General features: G+C 59.9%; 16 protein-coding genes. 5 read left to right on the top strand and 11 right to left on the bottom strand.

Features of this window, described 5'->3' with window-relative positions; translation table 11 throughout:
* Window positions 1-119 precede the first annotated feature (119 nt).
* Entirely contained in the window at window positions 120-1,907 is a 1,788-nt protein-coding gene (locus JJD66_RS25410; RefSeq protein WP_054897229.1) for an ATP-binding protein, read from the bottom strand.
* Window positions 1,908-1,917: 10 nt separating this feature from the next.
* Window positions 1,918-3,264: a sigma-54-dependent response regulator transcription factor AlgB gene (gene algB, locus JJD66_RS25405; RefSeq protein WP_034129241.1), complete on the bottom strand. Its 1,347-nt coding sequence runs from the start codon at window positions 3,262-3,264 to the stop codon at window positions 1,918-1,920.
* Between the two features lie 389 nt (window positions 3,265-3,653).
* Here algB and JJD66_RS25400 point away from each other — a divergent pair, with 389 nt between their 5' ends.
* The 5 genes from JJD66_RS25400 (at window position 3,654) to JJD66_RS25380 (ending at window position 8,020) form a co-directional block, all read left to right on the top strand.
* Window positions 3,654-3,938 (top strand): hypothetical protein, encoded by a 285-nt coding sequence (locus JJD66_RS25400; RefSeq protein WP_200649306.1) that lies wholly within the window; start codon window positions 3,654-3,656, stop codon window positions 3,936-3,938.
* 76 nt (window positions 3,939-4,014) lie between these two features.
* Window positions 4,015-4,179 carry a DUF1328 domain-containing protein gene (locus JJD66_RS25395; RefSeq protein ID WP_003187386.1) on the top strand — a complete coding sequence of 55 codons (165 nt, stop codon included), beginning with the start codon at window positions 4,015-4,017 and terminating at the stop codon, window positions 4,177-4,179.
* A gap of 2 nt (window positions 4,180-4,181) precedes the next feature.
* The gene (locus JJD66_RS25390; RefSeq protein ID WP_105225307.1) at window positions 4,182-4,649 is read left to right on the top strand and encodes an inhibitor of vertebrate lysozyme family protein; all 468 of its coding nucleotides are present in this window, start codon (window positions 4,182-4,184) and stop codon (window positions 4,647-4,649) included.
* A gap of 712 nt (window positions 4,650-5,361) precedes the next feature.
* On the top strand, window positions 5,362-6,693 hold the full coding sequence (gltP, locus tag JJD66_RS25385; RefSeq protein ID WP_003187390.1) for a glutamate/aspartate:proton symporter GltP: 1,332 nt from the start codon (window positions 5,362-5,364) through the stop codon (window positions 6,691-6,693).
* Window positions 6,694-6,790: 97 nt separating this feature from the next.
* Window positions 6,791-8,020 carry a nucleoside recognition domain-containing protein gene (locus JJD66_RS25380; RefSeq protein WP_198715729.1) on the top strand — a complete coding sequence of 410 codons (1,230 nt, stop codon included), beginning with the start codon at window positions 6,791-6,793 and terminating at the stop codon, window positions 8,018-8,020.
* A gap of 91 nt (window positions 8,021-8,111) precedes the next feature.
* Here the strand turns inward: JJD66_RS25380 and JJD66_RS25375 are convergent, their stop codons facing one another.
* The 9 genes from JJD66_RS25375 to JJD66_RS25335 form a co-directional block, all read right to left on the bottom strand.
* Window positions 8,112-8,723 (bottom strand): ABC-type transport auxiliary lipoprotein family protein, encoded by a 612-nt coding sequence (locus JJD66_RS25375; RefSeq protein ID WP_200649305.1) that lies wholly within the window; start codon window positions 8,721-8,723, stop codon window positions 8,112-8,114.
* Window positions 8,720-9,658, bottom strand: coding sequence for an MlaD family protein (locus tag JJD66_RS25370; RefSeq protein WP_200649304.1), 939 nt, complete (start codon window positions 9,656-9,658; stop codon window positions 8,720-8,722). The genes JJD66_RS25375 and JJD66_RS25370 overlap by 4 nt, the downstream gene beginning before the upstream one ends.
* A gap of 1 nt (window position 9,659) precedes the next feature.
* A complete protein-coding gene (locus JJD66_RS25365) occupies window positions 9,660-10,463 on the bottom strand; it encodes an ABC transporter ATP-binding protein (protein ID WP_014716351.1) in 804 nt (267 codons plus the stop codon).
* The gene (locus tag JJD66_RS25360) at window positions 10,460-11,608 is read right to left on the bottom strand and encodes an ABC transporter permease (RefSeq protein WP_034129245.1); all 1,149 of its coding nucleotides are present in this window, start codon (window positions 11,606-11,608) and stop codon (window positions 10,460-10,462) included. The genes JJD66_RS25365 and JJD66_RS25360 overlap by 4 nt, the downstream gene beginning before the upstream one ends.
* Before the next feature lie 54 nt (window positions 11,609-11,662).
* Window positions 11,663-12,694, bottom strand: coding sequence for a DUF5924 family protein (locus JJD66_RS25355; RefSeq protein WP_003187399.1), 1,032 nt, complete (start codon window positions 12,692-12,694; stop codon window positions 11,663-11,665).
* A 68-nt stretch (window positions 12,695-12,762) separates the two neighbouring features.
* Complete coding sequence (locus tag JJD66_RS25350) at window positions 12,763-14,145, bottom strand: M16 family metallopeptidase (protein WP_200649303.1); 1,383 nt, start codon at window positions 14,143-14,145, stop codon at window positions 12,763-12,765.
* 58 nt (window positions 14,146-14,203) lie between these two features.
* The gene (locus tag JJD66_RS25345; RefSeq protein ID WP_186607437.1) at window positions 14,204-15,862 is read right to left on the bottom strand and encodes a Na/Pi cotransporter family protein; all 1,659 of its coding nucleotides are present in this window, start codon (window positions 15,860-15,862) and stop codon (window positions 14,204-14,206) included.
* Window positions 15,863-16,074: 212 nt separating this feature from the next.
* Window positions 16,075-16,842, bottom strand: a complete 768-nt coding sequence (locus tag JJD66_RS25340; protein WP_014716354.1) for a TerC family protein — start codon at window positions 16,840-16,842, stop codon at window positions 16,075-16,077.
* A 67-nt stretch (window positions 16,843-16,909) separates the two neighbouring features.
* The gene (locus tag JJD66_RS25335) at window positions 16,910-18,217 is read right to left on the bottom strand and encodes a CitMHS family transporter (protein ID WP_003187405.1); all 1,308 of its coding nucleotides are present in this window, start codon (window positions 18,215-18,217) and stop codon (window positions 16,910-16,912) included.
* Between the last annotated feature and the right edge of the window lie 215 nt (window positions 18,218-18,432).

Below are 18,432 nucleotides of genomic sequence, written 5' to 3'. Positions count from 1 at the left end.
GCTGACAAAGACTGATTGATCGTCGTATGCTTTTTCATGGGCTCGCCCTCGCTGTCGTTGGCTTCTATAAGAATGCCACCGTGGCGCATAGACGCCTCGGCTTGGGCGAGTCCATCTAATTACAGGGGCAATGCCATATAGAACTGCGTACCCTGCCCTGGCCGTGAGTACACACCCATGCGGCCGCCGTGCAATTGCACGATTTCCTTGCACAGTGCCAACCCCAGGCCCGCACCGCCTTTCTTGCGGCCCACCTGTACAAAGGGTTCGAAGATCCGCCCTTGCTGGCCGTAGGCAATGCCTTCGCCGTTATCCTCGACGCTGATAATCACCCGCTCGCCATGCCGTCGTGCCTGCAGACGAATCTGCCCGCCTTCGGCGGTGTGGCGCAGGGCATTGCCCAGCAGGTTGTCGAGCACCCGCTCCAGTTGCACTTGGTCGGCATACAGCCGTGGCAACTCAGGTTGGGCTTCTACCAGCAACTCAATGTGCTGGGCGTTCGCAGGCTCAGCAAACCGAGCCCGTGCGTGCTCCAGCAAGTCGGTGACATCGCACGTGCCCAGGGTGAGTTTTTGCAGGCCGTTCTGGTAGCGCGAGAAGTTGAGCAGGTCGTTGATCAACTGCATCAGGCGCTGCATTTCTTCATTGACCGTATCCAGCAGGTCCGCCTCGCGGGAGTCCGGGGGGAACTTGGCGCGCTCACGGAACAAGCCAAAGGCCATGTGCATACCGGTAACCGGCGTGCGCAGCTCATGGGAGGCGCGCAACACGAACTCGCTGCGCACCCGTTCGAAGGCGCGCTGTTCAGTCACATCATGCAGCACCATCACGGCCCCGAGAATGTGCCCCTGTGTATGGCTGACCGGGGTCAGGCTGTAGGTCAGCAGGCGCAACTCACCCTCGACTTCCACCTCCAGATCGTCCGGGGCCCGCTCCAGGTTGCCGCCGCGCAGCACCAGTTGCAGTTGTTCATCCATTTCCGCACGACCCATGGCTTCGCCAAGACCTTGACCCAGCCGCTCCTCATCCCAGCCCAATTGGCGCTGCGCTACAGGGTTGAGGTGCTCCAGGCAGCCTTGGCGATCAATCATCAACAGGCCGTCATCAATACTGTCGAGCACCGCTTGCAGGCGCTGTTGGCCGGCCAGCAGCTCATCGATGTTAGTGGCCTGATGTTGGCGCAACGCTTCGGCCATGATGCCGAAACGGCGGGTCAAAAGGTTCATTTCCGCTGCGGAGGATATCGGCAGCGTGACTTCAAAGTCGCCCTGTCCGATCTTGTCGGCGGCCTTGGCCAGGGCCTCGATGGGACCACCGAAACGCCGGGCGATGCCATGGGCCGTGACGAAACCGATGATCAGCACCGCGAGCCCTACCAGCCCGAGCAGGCCCGCTATCAACAGGGCGCGCTCACGGGATTTATGCTCACTGGTACTGATATTTTCCAGGGCCCGCTTGTGGTCGGCGATCAAGCCGTTGCGCAGTATGTTGAAGGTCTCGGTGAGTTTTTCCTTGCTGCCCGCAGGCGGTGATGTCTGCTGGGATTGGTCAAACGCCTTGAGCAGATTCTGGTAATCCGAGCGTGCCTGGCTGAAACCATGGTTTTTGCCGTCGACCTGCTCATGGGCGATGCCCTGGTCCAACAGATCGAAATAATGCTGCTTGGAGGCTTGCAGGGCGTCTGGGTCGGGACGCTTCTCCAGCATCATGATCAACTGGTCGCCCAGGCTCTGACGCAATTTGAGCCCCAGGTCCAGGGTGATGAAATTACTGCGGATCAGCGATTCCTGGGTCTTGGCCATTTGCATGACGCTGACCAAGCCCAGGACCAACCCCAGCAAAGCCACGGTAATCAAGGCTGAGATGCTCAGGAATAACCGGGTGCGCAGTTTCATCGCGAGCTTCATAAGGTCCTGTTCAAAGGTTGTACTGCTTGCGTTTGCGGTACAGCGTCGACGCATCGATGCCGAGTGTGCGGGCCGCTTGGTCCAGTGTGTCGCTGGTCGCAAGTACGGCGCCGATATGGGCTTTCTCCAGCTCGTCAAGGCTTAAAGCCGACCCGATACGCGGTGCATTGTTGGCCGGTTGCTCAGCCATCCCCAGGTGGCTGATCTCAACCTTCTCCTGGGGGCAGATGATGCTGGCGCGTTCCACTACGTTGCGCAGTTCACGAATATTGCCGGGCCAGCGGTAGTTCAGTAGCGCTTCGCGGGCATTATCGCTGAAGCCGCGCGCCGGGCGTGCGTATTCCTTGACGAAGCGGGCAAGGAAGCGGTCAGCCAGGGTCAGGATGTCTTCACTGCGTTCGCGCAGCGGGGGCAAGTGCAAGGTGATGACATTCAGACGGTAGAGCAAGTCTTCACGGAAACGGCCATCGCGCACCATGTCTTCCAGGTTCAGGTTGGTGGCTGCGAGGATGCGCACGTCAGCGCGGCGGGTGACCGGGTCGCCCACGCGCTCATACTCTTTGTCTTGGATAAACCGCAGCAACTTGGGTTGCAACGTGAGGGGGAAATCGCCGATCTCGTCGAGAAACAGCGTACCGCCGTCCGCCTGGTTCACTCGGCCCAGAGTGCTTTCACTGGCGCCGGTGAATGCGCCGCGGCTATGGCCGAACAGTTCGCTTTCCATCAGTTCGGCGGTCAGTGACGGGCAGTTGATGGTCACGCAGGACTTCTTCGAGCGCTTGCTCCAGCCGTGTATCGCCCGGGCCAACTCACCTTTACCGGTGCCGGACTCGCCGAGAATCAAGATATTGGCGTCCGTCCCGGCCACCTGCCGCGCGGTTTCCAGCACCACCATCATTGCCGGGCTATGGGAGTCCAGGCCGTCTTTGGGCTGGCGCACCTCGCCTTCCAGCGCTTCCAGCCGCGCAGAGAGCTGACGCACCTCCAGCTGTTTGGCCGTAGCCAGGCGCAGTTGGTCGGGGCTGCAAGGCTTGACCAGGTAGTCGGCGGCGCCAGCCTGGATGGCGTCCACGGCGGTATCCACGGCCGAATGGGCGGTCACAATCACCACGCGCATCCACGGAGCCTGCACGCGCATCTGGGCCAGCACGTCCAGGCCATTGTCCTCGCCCAGGCGCAGGTCGAGGAAGCACAGGTCGAACACCTGACGCTGCATCAGGGCATCGGCCTGGGCGGCGCTGTTCGCGGTGGCGACGGTGTAGCCCTCATCTTCCAGGCAATAGCGGAAGGTGCGCAGGATCGCGGATTCGTCATCCACTAAAAGAATGCGGCCTTGAAGTTCCTTGGCTGAATCCATCTGTCCCGCACTCCTTAACTATAAATGTGATGGTGTTTAGTCCCGGAATAATCGGGCAAGTTGCATGGTTTATTCTGATTCATAAAAGGCTTCTTCGTGCAGCTATCTGAGCGCCTTCCTACAGACGACGTCTGAGGGCATTTTCCCGTCCTTTCACCCTTCGATCCTTCGATGTATGCGCTGGGTGTCTGGTTCCGACCCCTGACCATCGTGCATTTCGCACGGCCTGCAAGGAGGCATCGTGCAGGATGCTAGGCGACGAATCTATCGAGCAAGTGTAAATGCTTGATTTTATTGTGTTTTATTTTGCAATAAAGCTGGCATGCACTCTGCAATATCTCCCCCAAGAGCGTCATGAACGAATAATCAGAATGCGGGAGTAATGCAGCATGACTCGCCAAAGCCTCAGCCATTTGCGTGTATCGCCGCTGCGCTTGCAGCAGGGCCTGTTCGCCAGCCTGGCCTTGATGGTCACGTTGATTGCCGGCCAGCAGCTGCAGCATTGGCAGGAGCGTGCGCAGCCAGCCCCGCAATTTGAACGCCCTGTCATGACTCAGACCCATTTCCGTTCCATTGGCAGCGCCAGCGTCGATGTGACTGCCCCGCAATTGAGCCTGGTAGACCAGGGTTCCACTCTGGACGAACTGCCGGCCCATGACCGTTGGGTGTTCTAGGCAAAAACGTCGCTCGTGTTGAGCGGCTGCACGGTATCACCGCTGTTACCCCTATAGAAGCATAAGGAGAATCACCATGTTGAGTTGGGCAATCACATTTCTGATCATCGCCATTGTGGCTGCAGTCCTAGGCTTCGGTGGTATCGCTGGCACCGCCACCGGCATCGCCAAGATCCTGTTTGTGGTCTTCCTGGTGATGTTTATCGCTTCGTTCTTCTTTGGTCGCAAAGGCCGAGGTTGAATATGGTCACCCTGCCTTTTAAAACCCTTGCTGCCGCCCTGCTGTTGGGCGGCAGCGGCCTGGCCATGGCCGCCAACGACGGCCAATCCCGGGCTAACGAATTGCTCAGCGCAGATCCGCAGTACCGTGAAACCTGGCAAGACGTGGTGAAGAAAGAGGAACGCCTGCCTGAATGGGTGATGAACCTGTCGGGCACGGCTGAGCAAATGAATGCCGTTGAGGAAGATGGCGACAAGTACTTGGTCGGGCCGCTCTGCGAAACCGCAGACACCTGCCTGAACAAGCGCCTGATCGTCGCCTTCAGCCTCGACAAGGAAGATGCCTACGCCATGTTGGTGGAGGTCCCGGCGGGTTTGCCAGCGGACAAGTCCCCGACACGGCACGCCGACTACCGTTTTCTCGGTAAGCCGGACGAGGGTATGCAAAAGCTGTTGATGGAACAGCTCAAGAAAGATCCGAATTGGTACTAGGTTCCGTCTGACGGAGCCGGCGTCCATAGAAGGAAGCCCTTGTGCTTCTTTCTGTTTGCATCGCTCCTTGAGTGATGCATGACCAGGGGGCCGGGTTGCTCTGATCGATCAGGATCGGCGTGACCTACGGGTACAGGGAGTACCTGCGCAAGGGCCGGGTCAGGCGAAAAGCTGCGACGCAAGTTCACAAGACCTCAAGCTTGCTGAACTTGCGGCGGGCTTACGACTCTCATTCCCGCGTTTCATGCCGCCTATAGCCGCAGTTTTGTTTTTTGCGTCTGGCCAACCATTACTGGGTATGTCGGCGTGACCATCTATCGAGAATTTTTCAATCGCGCTATAGGATCTTTCCGGTCCTAGGTGATGGATTTCTCAGACATTTCTGCCAGCCAATCGAAGTCGTCCAGTATCTCTGCGCGAGCCTGATTTGGCTGCTTAACGGCATATTCACCCGCTCGAATGGCGGATACGAACTGACCGTTTGGACAAATATTTTCAAAAAAAGCCATGCCGATTCGGCATAGGGTAGGCGTTTACGGCATTAGACGTCGCTCCCTTGCATGGGAATAGTTGCGCCTTTTTTCGCCTGCCAGTAAGCCATTTCGGCCACGCTGCGGTGACCTTCCATGGAGGCAGATGCACACACTTTTTCGCTTTCGAGCGTTGCAGCTGGCGCATTTGCCGTAAGTCCACTTGAAGCAAGGGTAATGACATGAAGAAGGCAAAGCTAAGCCTCGCCTGGCAGATCCTCATCGGTTTGGTACTGGGCATTGCAATCGGTGCCGTGCTCAACCATTTCAGTGCTGAAAAGGCCTGGTGGATCAGCAATGTGTTGCAGCCGGCGGGCGATATCTTTATCCGCCTGATCAAGATGATCGTGATCCCGATTGTGATTTCTTCGCTGATCGTCGGCATTGCCGGTGTAGGCGACGCGAAAAAGCTCGGTCGTATCGGCGTCAAAACCATCCTCTACTTCGAAATCGTCACCACCATCGCCATCGTGGTGGGCCTGTTGCTCGCCAACCTGTTCCACCCAGGCGCTGGCATCGACATGAGTACCCTGGGTACCGTCGATATCTCCAAGTACCAGGCAACTGCCGCCGAAGTGCAGCATGAACATGCGTTCATCGAGACCATCCTCAATCTGATCCCCTCGAACATCTTCGCCGCAGTCGCTCGAGGCGAGATGCTGCCGATCATCTTCTTCTCGGTGTTGTTCGGCCTGGGCCTGTCGAGCCTCAAGCCTGAACTGCGCGAACCGCTGGTGACCATGTTCCAGGGCGTGTCCGAGAGCATGTTCAAAGTCACTCACATGATCATGAAGTACGCCCCTATCGGTGTATTTGCACTGATCGCGGTGACGGTCGCCAACTTCGGCTTCGCCTCGCTGCTGCCGCTGGCCAAGCTGGTGATCCTGGTTTACGTCGCGATCCTGTTCTTTGCCTTTGCAGTACTGGGTTTGATCGCACGCCTGTTTGGCTTCTCGATCCTCAAGCTGATCCGCATCTTCAAAGATGAGTTGGTATTGGCTTACTCCACCGCCAGCTCCGAAACCGTGCTGCCGCGTGTGATCGAAAAGATGGAAGCCTACGGCGCGCCGAAAGCGATCTGCAGCTTCGTGGTGCCGACCGGCTATTCGTTCAACCTCGACGGTTCGACTCTGTACCAGAGCATCGCGGCTATCTTCATTGCCCAGTTGTATGGCATCGACCTGTCGATCGGCCAGCAACTGATGCTGGTACTGACCCTGATGGTGACCTCCAAAGGTATCGCCGGCGTGCCGGGCGTGTCCTTCGTGGTGTTGTTGGCGACGCTGGGTAGCGTGGGCATCCCACTGGAAGGCTTGGCGTTTATCGCCGGTGTCGACCGTGTGATGGACATGGCGCGTACCGCCCTGAACGTGATCGGCAATGCCTTGGCCGTACTGGTTATCTCCCGTTGGGAAGGCATGTACGACGACGCCAAGGGCGAGCGCTACTGGAATTCCCTGCCGCACTGGCGCAGCAAGGAAGCCCTGCCTACGGCACAAGCCACCCGTAGCTGATTGCAGATTGATCGAAAACAAACCCCGGAAAATTCCGGGGTTTGTCGTTTCTGCCAGCCCCGTTATCATTCGCCCCATCTTTCGGGGGACTTATCTGATGCTCAATGGCCTGTGGCTTGGCTTCTTTGTCGTGGCAATGGTGTCAGCACTGGCGCAATGGCTGGTGGGCGGTAACGCCGGGATCTTCGCGGCGATGGTCGAAAGCATTTTCGCCATGGCCAAATTGTCGGTGGAGGTCATGGTGCTGCTGTTCGGTACCCTGACGTTATGGCTGGGCTTTCTGCGGATTGCCGAAAAAGCCGGGATCGTCGATTGGCTGGCCAAGGCCCTCGGCCCGCTGTTTCGCCGCCTGATGCCGGAAGTGCCCGCCGGGCACCCCGCGATCGGTTTGATCACCCTCAACTTTGCCGCCAACGGCCTGGGCCTGGATAACGCTGCTACGCCCATCGGCCTGAAAGCCATGAAGGCGCTGCAAGAACTCAACCCCATCCCCAATACGGCGACCAACGCTCAGATTCTGTTCCTGGTGCTCAACGCGTCCTCGCTGACGCTGTTGCCGGTGACCATTTTCATGTACCGCGCCCAGCAAGGCGCCGCGGACCCGACGCTGGTGTTCCTGCCGATCCTGCTGGCCACCAGCGCCTCGACCCTGGTGGGCCTGCTGTCGGTGGCGGTGATGCAGCGTCTGCGGCTGTGGGACCCTGTGGTGCTGGCCTATCTGGTCCCCGGCGCGTTGATACTGGGTGGCTTCATGGCGCTGCTGGCGACCCTGTCTGCCACAGCGCTGGCCGGTTTGTCGTCGATCCTGGGCAACCTCACGCTGTTTGGCCTGATCATGCTGTTCCTGGTGATCGGTGCGTTGCGCAAGGTCAAGGTGTACGAGGCATTTGTCGAAGGTGCCAAGGAAGGCTTCGACGTGGCCAAGAACCTACTGCCCTATCTGGTGGCGATGCTGTGTGCGGTTGGCGTGTTGCGTGCCTCGGGCGCCTTGGAGTTCGGCCTGGAAGGGATTCGCCATGTGGTGGCCTGGACTGGCCTGGATACGCGCTTCGTCGACGCTCTGCCGACCGCGATGGTCAAGCCGTTCTCCGGCAGTGCGGCACGGGCGATGCTGATCGAGACCATGCAGACCCAGGGTGTGGACAGCTTTGCGGCGTTGGTGGCGGCGACGATACAGGGCAGTACTGAAACCACGTTTTATGTGCTGGCTGTGTACTTCGGCTCGGTAGGCATCCAGCGGGCGCGGCATGCGGTGGGATGTGCGTTGTTCGCGGAGTTTGCTGGTGTGGTCGCGGCTATTTCGGTGTGCTACTGGTTTTTTGGTTAAGGCCACAATCGTTATCGCAGGCAAGCCAGCTCCCACAGTTTGATGTGTGAACACAGTAAAATGTGGGGCTGGCTTGCCTGCGATGAGGCCTTCAAGGTTTCAGAGCGGTATTGCCCTGACTGACTACCCAATCCACCACCTGCTTATTCAACTGATCCCCAGCCTGGCCAAAAGCAGCCACCACCGCTGGCACCTTGGCGTCACTCACTGGCTGCCTCACTTCAAACCGGCGGCTGGCGATAATCCTTTGATCACGCCCACGCACCAATCGCGCGTCGAGGCGAATCACCACCTCCACCGCTTTGCCTCGATACTCACTCTGAAACGCCTGCAACTGCCCGCCCAGTTCATAGTCGGCTTGCAGGTTGGTCTCGTCGGTACTCAACAATGTCACGCGCCCGTCGCGCTGGAAGCCATCCAGCAGGCGATTACGCAGCAGCACCGGCGCCGGGTCGCTCCAGCGTGAATTCGCGTAGTTGCTGATCAAGTTGCCATTTGGCACTACGGCGATGCGCGGGCTATCGAGAAACTCGCTGGTCTGCGGCTTGGTCACGCGCAGCGACCAACTCACCGGCGTGCCTTGGCTGGCCGGTTGGGCGGACGCCAGGCGGTACACGTCCGATGGGTCCGGCTTGGGCAGGATCGAGCACGCGCTGACCAGTGCCAGGGCCATGGGGACGATCATGTGGTAAGCACGCTTCATGGCGTGAACTCCTTGTTCTTGTCACTGCCCAGCAGGTAACCGCTGGGGTTGGCTTCCAGGCGGCGAGAGATGGCGCGCAGCGAGCCGAGGGTTGCACGCAGCTCGCGCACGGCTGGCGCCAGCTCGTTAAGGCCCTGCATGCCGCTGTTCACCGAGTCCTGGTTATTGGTCAGCAAGGTATTGATGGTGGCGGTGCTTTGCTCCAGGGATTTCATCGCCTGCTCGGCGCTGCCGAAGGCTTGCTTGCCTTGTTCACTGAGCAAACCATTGGCGCTGCGCATCATCACCGTGGTTTGCTCCAGCGCCGCGCCCGCCTGTTTGCTCACCTGCATCAATTGCTGCATCACCACCTTGATGTCGCCGCGTTGCTCGGCAATGGCGCCGGTGGTTTGTTGCAGGTTATCCAAGGTGTTGCTCAGGCGTTCGACGTTTTCCCGCGAGAACAGGTGATTGGCGTTGTGCAGCAGCAGGTTGACGCTGGTCATCAGGTCGTTGCTGTTATTGAGCAGGCGTGCGATAGGCGATGGCGACGCGATGATTTCCGGCAGGTTGCCGTCCTTGCCCTTGAGCTCCGGGCTCTGCGGGGTGCCCCCACTGAGCTGGATGATCGAGGTGCCGGTGATACCGGTCAGGGCCAGTTTGGCCTGGGTGTCTTCCTTGATTGGCGTTTGCCCGGCCAGGCGGATGCGAGCCAGGACGCGGCGTGGGTCTTTGGGGTCCAGCCGCAGGCTGATGACATCGCCCACCTTGATGCCGCTGTACTGCACCGCACTGCCCTGGGACAGGCCGCTGACCGCTTCGTTGAAGATCACTTCGTAATCCTGGAAGGCGGTATCGACGCTGGATTTGGCCAGCCACAGGCCAAACAGCATCGCGCCGACCACCACAATTACGCTGAACAGTCCGATCATCACATGATGGGCTCGGGTTTCCATGTCATACCTCGTTGAGCGATTGAGCGGCATCCAATGCCGCGCGGCCCCGGGGGCCGTGGAAATATTCGTGAATCCAGGCGTCGTCCGTTTCCGAAACGACATCGATGGCGTCGGCCACCAGCACTTTCTTCTGCGCCAGCACCGCCACACGGTCGGTGATGGTGTACAGCGTGTCGAGGTCGTGGGTGACCAGGAACACACTCAAGCCCAGCGCATCGCGCAGGGTGAGGATCAGTTGGTCGAATTGCGCCGCGCCAATGGGGTCGAGACCGGCGGTGGGTTCGTCCAGGAACAGGATGTCCGGGTCCAAGGCCAGTGCGCGGGCCAGGGCCGCGCGTTTGATCATGCCGCCGGATAACGAGGCCGGGTATTTATCGGCCGCCGACAGCGGCAACCCTGCCAGGGCCAGCTTGACCGCCGCCAAGTGCTCGGCATCGGCGCGGCTGAGGCCGGCGTGCTCGATCAATGGCAAGGCCACGTTCTCGGTCACCGTCAGCGAGGAAAACAGCGCGCCCTTCTGGAACAGTACGCCAAAGCGGCGTTCTACCAGTGAGCGTTCATGTTCAGGCAGGCTCGGCAGGTTTTTGCCGAACACCCGCACTTCGCCTTCGCTGGGGCGCCGCAGGCCAACGATGCTGCGCAACAACACGGATTTACCGCTGCCAGAGCCCCCCACCACCGCCAGGATCTCGCCCTTGTACAAATCCAGGTCGAGGTTCTCATGCACGCTTTGGCTGCCAAAGCGATTGCACAAGCCACGCACTTCAATCACCGCCTCGGTGGGCGCACGGTGTAGACGACTCACCAGCCCATCTCCATGAAAAACATCGCTGCGACCGCATCCAGCACGATCACCACAAAGATCGATTGCACCACGCTCGACGTGGTATGCGCGCCGACTGATTCGGCACTGCCGCTGACTTTGAAACCTTCCAGGCAGCCAATGGCCGCGATCAAAAAGGCAAAGATCGGCGCCTTCACCATGCCAACCAGAAAGTGCTGCACGCCAATGTCCGATTGCAGCAGCGAAAGAAACATCGCCGGCGAAATATCCAGGGCCACCGCACACACCACACCACCGCCGACGATCCCCGAGAGCATCGCCAGGAAAGTCAGCATCGGCAACGCCACCAGCAGCGCCAGCACGCGCGGCAATACCAACAGCTCCATGGGGTCCAGGCCCAGGGTACGGATGGCGTCGATTTCTTCGTTGGCTTTCATGGAGCCGATTTGCGCGGTGAATGCACTGGCGGTACGGCCGGCGATGAGGATTGCGGTAAGCAACACGCCGAATTCGCGCAGGAAGGAGAAGGCCACCAGGTCCACGGTAAAGATCGTCGCGCCGAAGCTCTTGAGCACGGTGGCGCCGAGGAAGGCCACGACGGCGCCTACCAGAAAGGTCAGCAGCGCGACGATAGGCGCCGCATCCAGGCCCGTCTGTTCGATGTGGGCGACCATGGGCGTCAGGCGCCAGCGCTTGGGCCGCCAAATACCGCGGGCGAAGGTTTCGAGGATCAGGCCGATAAAGCCCAACAGCTTCATTGCGTCTTGCCAGACCGTGTCTACTGCGCGGCCGATGCGAGCCAACACTTGAATGCCGGCGGCCTCTTCCGGCTCTTTGATCGGTACGCAAAAGTCATTCAGGGAGCGGTAGACGGTCTTGAGCAGGGCACGGTCGGCGGCTGCCAGGGTGCAGTCAGTCTGTTCGGCAGAATGTTCGATGCGCGCAGGGCCCAGCAGCTCCACCAGCAGCGAGGCGCCGGCGGTATCCAGCGCACCGAGGCCGTTGAGGTCAATGCGGGCGCCGGCGTCGTATTGGCCGTCGAGTGTGGCCGACAGCTTCTTCAGGTGGGCGTAGTGGGCCAGCGTCCAGTCGCCGGTAATCCGTAGCGAAGGCGGGGTGCTGGACGTATCAAGATGGGCCGCGCCGGCCGTCGTGCGAGTGGTCATAAGCTCCGAGCTTGTTTGGCTATCCACAATTGCTACGTAATAGCACGATCCGGCTTACTTTGGGTTGTCCGCTTGTGCTGTGTCTATCACCTTGAAGCGCAGAACGCCGATGACCTGGCCGTCTTCGGTGAGCACCTGCACCTGCCAGCGTCCCACGGCATCACCTGGGAAATTCTGCTTGTGGGTCCAGGCGCGATAGCCCTCCTTGCGCCCACCATGGATGTCCAGGGCAATGCGGTCGACTTCCTGGCCGTTGAATTTCCATACATGGTAGATCCGCTCATCCAGCCCGCGTGGCGCGTTGATCGCGGTGTACGCATACAGCCCACCACTGCGCAATTGGGCGGCGGTGACTTGCTTGAGGTCGTCGCCCGGCGTGCGGTCTTGCAGTTGGGTGCTGATGGCGACTTCGGTCATCCACAGGGTGGCGGGCGGTACCCAACTGCGCAGGAACCAGCCGGCGCAGCCGATGGCGGCCGTTACCCCCAGCAGCATCGCCCAGCCCTTGAGGCTGCGCAGCGGCAGGCTGACGGCCAGGCTCGGGATCGACAGGACCATGGCCACGCCCAACGCCAGTTTGTAACTCTGGGCGGTGGTCAGGTGCATGATGATTGGCAGCGCGGTCAGCAACGCGGCGAATAGGGTCAGGGTGTGCAAGGCCAGGAACAGCGAGCGTTTGGGCGCCAGCCATTTGTAATACAGCGGGTCGATGATCGACACCAGCGCCGCCGCACCCAGCAGGCCAGTGAACAGCGATTGGCCGCTGTTCCAGGCGGTGGTGACGAAAAAGAACGGCAGGACGAAGAACAGACTTTCCTGGTGGATCATCTGGGTGGCGTAGCGCAGCAGCGGTTCAGGGATCTCGCGATTGAAGACCTTGGTGAACAGTTGCGTAAAACTGTTCTCCAGCATCAGCCACAACCAGCTCACCAGCATGATCACCGCAATCCAGCTAGCCATGCCCTGCTGGCGGTCTACCAGGATGAAGCTGCCCACCCCCGAGATGAAACCGCCGAGTGCAATCACCCCTGGGTAGCGCTTGATCAGTTCTATAACGCGCTGGATGAGGGGCGGCAAGTTCGGCATGGGCGGTTCACTGGTTGTGGGAAAAATCTCAGACAGAATAACGCCTTGGCCCGATATTCTGTGCCTCATTACTCAACAGGTTTGCGATAAAGCCTCAGGCCGATCAAACCAAGGATGATCAGGCCCAGTACGCCCGCACCGATCCAGGTCAAGGCGTCATAACTCAACAGCGGTTTTTCGATGCGCCAGTAGCCCGGCTGCTGGAACGCTTCGCGCATGGCCTGGTTGGTTTGCGCCAGGCTCACGGCCTTGATGCGTTTGACCGGGTCGCTGAAACGTCCATTGGAGTAGTCGCCGGCCGCACTCCAGTAATAGTCGGCCAGTGCGCTGTTGCCCTGCACTGCCCAGGCTTGGCGGGCAATGGCGGCTTGTTGCAGGCGTGTGAATACTGTTGGGTCGAGGCCATCCTTGAGCAACTGGGCCTTGAGGTCTTGCAAGACCTGCTCGGCTTCAGGGAGGTTTTCTCGCTCAAGGTCGGCATTCAGGCTGAGGAACCCAACGCCGCCGAGCACTTCGCGTTCCACCCACGGGCCGTAGGACAAACCGTGCTTGAGGCGCAGTTGCCGGTACAGCGCCCAGTCGAGGTAGTCCTTGAGCAGGTTGTAGGTTTCATCATGCTGGTCGTCCAGTACAGGCTCTGGGAACAGCCAGTGCAGCTTGGCGCCATCGCCCACCCAGCCGCGGATCAGGTCGCGGTGGCTGGCGGCGGTGTGCTGGATTTCCGGGAGGGGGCGATGTTCGCTCGGCTCCACTGGGTCGAGTTGACCATAGGTGCGTTCCAGGTAGGCGGGCAGCAGTTTGTCGAGATCGCCGACGACGATCAGGGTCATGTTGTTCGGCGCGTACCATTCTTTGCGCAGCTTCTCCAACTGGTCGCGGGTGAGGTGGCTGACCTCGGCGCGTTCGGCGCACTTGAGGCCCAGCTCGACGGCCAATTGGTTACTGGCGCTGTGACCGAGGTCCTGGCGATCCAGCAGGCGTTGCAAGTGTGAGTAATGGCCACCGTCTTCGCGCTCCACCACCTGCTTGGCCGCATTGATATGGGCGTCGGTCAGTTGCGTGCGCGTGAGGATTGCCAGCAGCAGGTCCAGCACCTTGCGTTGGTTCTGCGCGGGCGCCTCGATCACGAAGGTGGTGTCGGCGTTGCTGGTGTAGGCGTTCCACTCGCCGCCCAGGGCTTGCATGCGGTCTTCGAGGTCGCCTTCGCTGCCGCCGTCGATACCGCTGAACAGCAAGTGCTCGAACAAGTGCGGCAGTTCTTTTTCTTCGCAACTGAAATCGTCCAGGCCCACACCAACCACCAGGCGAATAGCGACATGCCCACGCTCGGTGCCCGGTTTGAGCAGCAGTTGCAAGCCATTGGGCAAGGTGTAGCCCTCGACTTGCAGGCGGTCAAAGGCAAAGGCGTGTACCGAGCCCAAGAGCAGGCAGGCGAGTAACAGGCGGCGCATAACAAGCTTCCTGGCGAATGAGGTCCATTGTTAACTGACTTCGCTCGCGGGCGTACGTTCAGGGCGAATGGGTGATGTCGGCAATACTTTCGGCGGAGAGCGCGCCAGTGTCGGACGTTTCCAACACTACATAAGCACTGCTGCAAAACAACGAGTTCAAGCGTTTCATGTCGGCAATCAGTTCCAGATGCAGGGAGCTGGTTTCCAGGCTTTGCACGATCTTGCGCTGCAGGCGGCTGACATGGGCGTGGGCCAGGCGGCGTTCCTGGGCGCGGAAGCGGCGCTTTTCGCGCAGTAATTGGCGGGCGCTTTCCGGGTCGCCGCTTAGAAACACCGACAAGCCCAGGCGCAGGTTGGCGATCAACTGGCTGTGCAGGCCACTGAGTTCCTCCAGGCCCACTTCGGAAAATTGCCGGCGCTGCGAGGTCTTCTGTTGCTGGACCTTGCGCAGCATGCGTTCGATCAGGTCACCGGCCAATTTCAAGTTGATCGACAGCTCGATGATCTCTGCCCAGCGGCGGTTGTCCTGTTCACTCAGGTCTTCACGGGGCATTTGCGCCAAGTAGAGTTTGATCGCGCTGTTGAGCGCCTCGACGTCATCGCTGAGGCTACGCATTTGCTGGGTGATTGCGGTTTGGTTGCCGCGCAGCACTTCCTGCATCGAAGTGAGCATATTGTCGATCAGGTCACCCAGGCGCAGGGTTTCGCGGGCTGCGTTCGCCAGGGCCAGGCTTGGGGTATTCAACGAGGCCAGGTCCAGATGGCGAGGTTTGGCTTTGCCATTGGTTTCGGGGCGTTCCGGCAGCAGCCATTCGCATAGGCGTGCCATGGGCCCGATGGTGGGTAACAGGATCAGGCAACGGCTGACGTTGTAGAGCAGGTGGAAGGTGATGACCATGCCCTGGACGCTGTAGTCCAGGCCGTCCATCCAGCCTACGAGCGGGTCGAGCACCGGGATGATCAGCAACAGACCGATCAATTTGTACAACAGGCTGCCCAGGGCCACTTGGCGACCGGCAGTGTTTTGCATGCTGGTGCTGAGAAAGGCCAGTACACCGCTGCCGATGTTGGCGCCGATCACCAGGCCGATGGCCACGTGCAAGCCGATCACGCCGGCACCGGCCAGGGTAGCCGTGAGCAACACCGCAGCAAGGCTGGAGTAGGAAATCATGGCGAACAGCGCGCCGACCAGGGCGTCCAGCAAGATATCGCCGGTCAGCGAAGCGAAGATGACTTTGACGCCCTGGGCATGGGTAATGGGCCCGGCGGCTTCGACGATCAATTGCAGCGCGAGGATGATCAGGCCCAGGCCGATCCCGACCCGGCCCAACTGCCCTGCCCGCGTCTGCTTGCGCGACAGGAAGAAAATCACCCCGAGGAAGATCAGCAGCGGCGACAGCCAGGACAAATCGAACGTCAGCACCCGCGCCATCAAGGCCGTACCGACGTCGGCGCCAAGCATGGTGGCCAAGGCCGGCGTGAGGCTCATCAGCCCTTGGCCGACAAACGAAGTCACTAGCATCGCGGTGGCGTTACTACTTTGCACCATGGCCGTCACCAGGATACCGGCGACAAATGCCAGCCAGCGCTTGGACATGTTCTGCCCGATGACTTGGCGCAAGTTGGAACCGTAGACCCGCAGGATGCCGGTTCGGACGATGTGCGTGCCCCAGATCAGCAGGGTCACGGCGGAAAGCAGATTGAGCAAGGTCAGCATGCTCGGCCCCCCGTGTGGGTGCGCTCCAATAGGAGCGAAGGAAAGTTACCGCGTGCCGTTCTACGTCTTGTACTTAAGCTGTAGTTGGCGAATGGGCTCTGCGCCAGCATCGCATAGCTAAACTCGGGATTGAAACAAAACTGTCATGAAATCAACTTTTTGACAGACGAAAAAATGGGGCGCAAGCGCCCCATTTCAGCAGCGGGTCAGGTTTATTGACCCGGAATATCTTTACGCAGTTTCACTGGATCCTGTTGCTTCTTCTTTTTCGCGATGGCGGTACGCATTTTGATGTTCACCGCTTCCACTGCCAGCGAGAACGCCATGGCGAAGTAGACGTAGCCTTTTGGTACGTGCACGTCGAAGGATTCGGCGATCAGCACGGTACCCACGACCAGCAGGAACGACAGCGCCAGCATTTTCAGCGACGGGTGCTTGTCGATGAACTCGCTGATAGTGCCGGCAGCCAGCATCATCACCAATACCGCAACGACGATGGCGGCAACCATCACCGGCACGTGGGAAACCATGCCGACGGCGGTAATCACCGAGTCCAGGGAGAACACGATGTCGATGATGGCGATCTGGATAATGGTGTAGATGAACTTGCCACCGGCGCCTTTGGGCTCGTCGTGGGTTTCATCTTCACCTTCCAGCGCGTGGTACATCTCCTGGGAGCTTTTCCACAGCAGGAACAGGCCACCGAAGAACAGGATCAGGTCACGACCGGAGATGCCCTGGCCAAACACCACGAACAGGTCGGCAGTCAGTTGCATGACCCAGGTGATCGACAGCAGCAACAGGATGCGCGTGACCATGGCCAACGCCAGGCCGAAGATCCGAGTGCGTGCCTGCATATGCTTGGGCATGCGGCTGACCAGGATCGAAATCATGATGATGTTATCGATGCCCAGGACGATCTCAAGGGCCGTCAGGGTGAAGAAGGCAATCCAGATTTCCGGATTGGTCAGCCATTCCATGTGTATTCCTTTGAGCAAGTGTTAACCGCGCAAGCTGTAGCGCCGCGCGGTGAGTGAGTCGGTACGATTATAGAGTGCTGAACAGCGGAAAAATCCCCATCAGCAATGCGGCGAACATTATGCACAGGCACACCAACACTGCCCACTTGAGTGTGAAGCGCTGGTGATCGCCGAATTCGATACCCGCCAGAGCAACCAACAAGTACGTCGAGGGTACCAGTGGGCTCAGCAAATGCACGGGTTGCCCGACGATCGACGCCCGCGCCATTTCCACCGCGGTGATGCCGTAATGGCTGGCAGCTTCGGCCAGTACCGGCAGTACGCCGTAGTAGAACGCATCGTTGGACATGAAGAAGGTGAACGGCATGCTTACCAGCGCGGTGATCACCGCCAGGTAAGGGCCCATCGCTTCTGGGATGACCGCCAACAGGCTCTTGGACATGGCGTCGACCATGCCGGTGCCCGACAGGATGCCCGTGAAGATACCGGCGGCGAAGATCAAGCCCACCACCGCCAATACGCTACCGGCGTGAGCCGCGACGCGGTCTTTTTGCTGCTGCAGGCATGGGTAGTTGACGATCATGGCGATACTGAACGCCACCATGAACAGCACCGGCAGCGGCAACAGGCCGGCAATCAGGGTGCACATCAACGCCAGGGTCAGGGCGCCGTTGAACCAGATCAATTTCGGACGGCGGGCGTCGGGGAATTGCGACACGCTGATTTCGCTGTGGTCGATCTCGTCGCCCTGCAGGTGCAATTCACCCAGGCGCGCACGTTCGCGCTTGCCGTACATGTAGGCAATCACCAGGATCGCCACCACACCGGCGGCCATGGCCGGGATCATCGGTACGAAGATGTCCGACGGGTCTACATGCAGCGCACTGGCGGCGCGCGCCGTCGGGCCGCCCCAGGGGGTCATGTTCATGACGCCACCGGCGAGAATGATCAGGCCGGCCATGATTCTTGGGCTCATGCCGATGCGCTGGTACAGCGGCAGCATGGCCGCGACGCAGATCATGTAGGTGGTGGCACCGTCACCGTCCAGAGAGACCACCAGGGCCAGTACCGCGGTGCCGACCGACACCTTGAGCGGGTCGCCCTTGACCATCTTGAGGATCTTGCGCACGGCCGGGTCGAACAGGCCGGAGTCGATCATCAAGGCAAAATAGAGGATGGCGAACATCAGCATCACGCCGGTCGGCGCAAGCTTGGTGATGCCTTCGAGCATCATCGGGCCGATCTTCGGTGCGAAACCGCCGAACAGCGCGAACAGGATCGGCACGATGATCAAGGCGATCAGCGCGGACAGGCGCTTGGTCATGATCAGGAACATGAACGTGATGACCATGGCAAAGCCAAGGAAAGTCAGCATAGGAATACTCCAGGCGTAGCGCGGCTAGGGAATGGCGGACCGAGTGGCGGTCAGCGCAGAACGAAAGGCACGAGGCGTACGGGTGGAGTTGGTGCAAACAGGCGGGTACGAGCGGACATCGGGAATCACCATTGTTGTTGTTAACAGCCGGTCTGTTGCCGGCAGTGAGGGCGATCCTAGACGGGGAAGCTTTCAGCCAGCTTTCGCTGAGAAAA

Source organism: Pseudomonas sp. MF6751 (genome assembly GCF_016613265.1).
GTDB lineage: Bacteria > Pseudomonadota > Gammaproteobacteria > Pseudomonadales > Pseudomonadaceae > Aquipseudomonas > Aquipseudomonas fluorescens_BV.
Note: the sequence above shows the minus strand (reverse complement) of the source record. Positions and strands in the feature narration are given on the sequence as shown.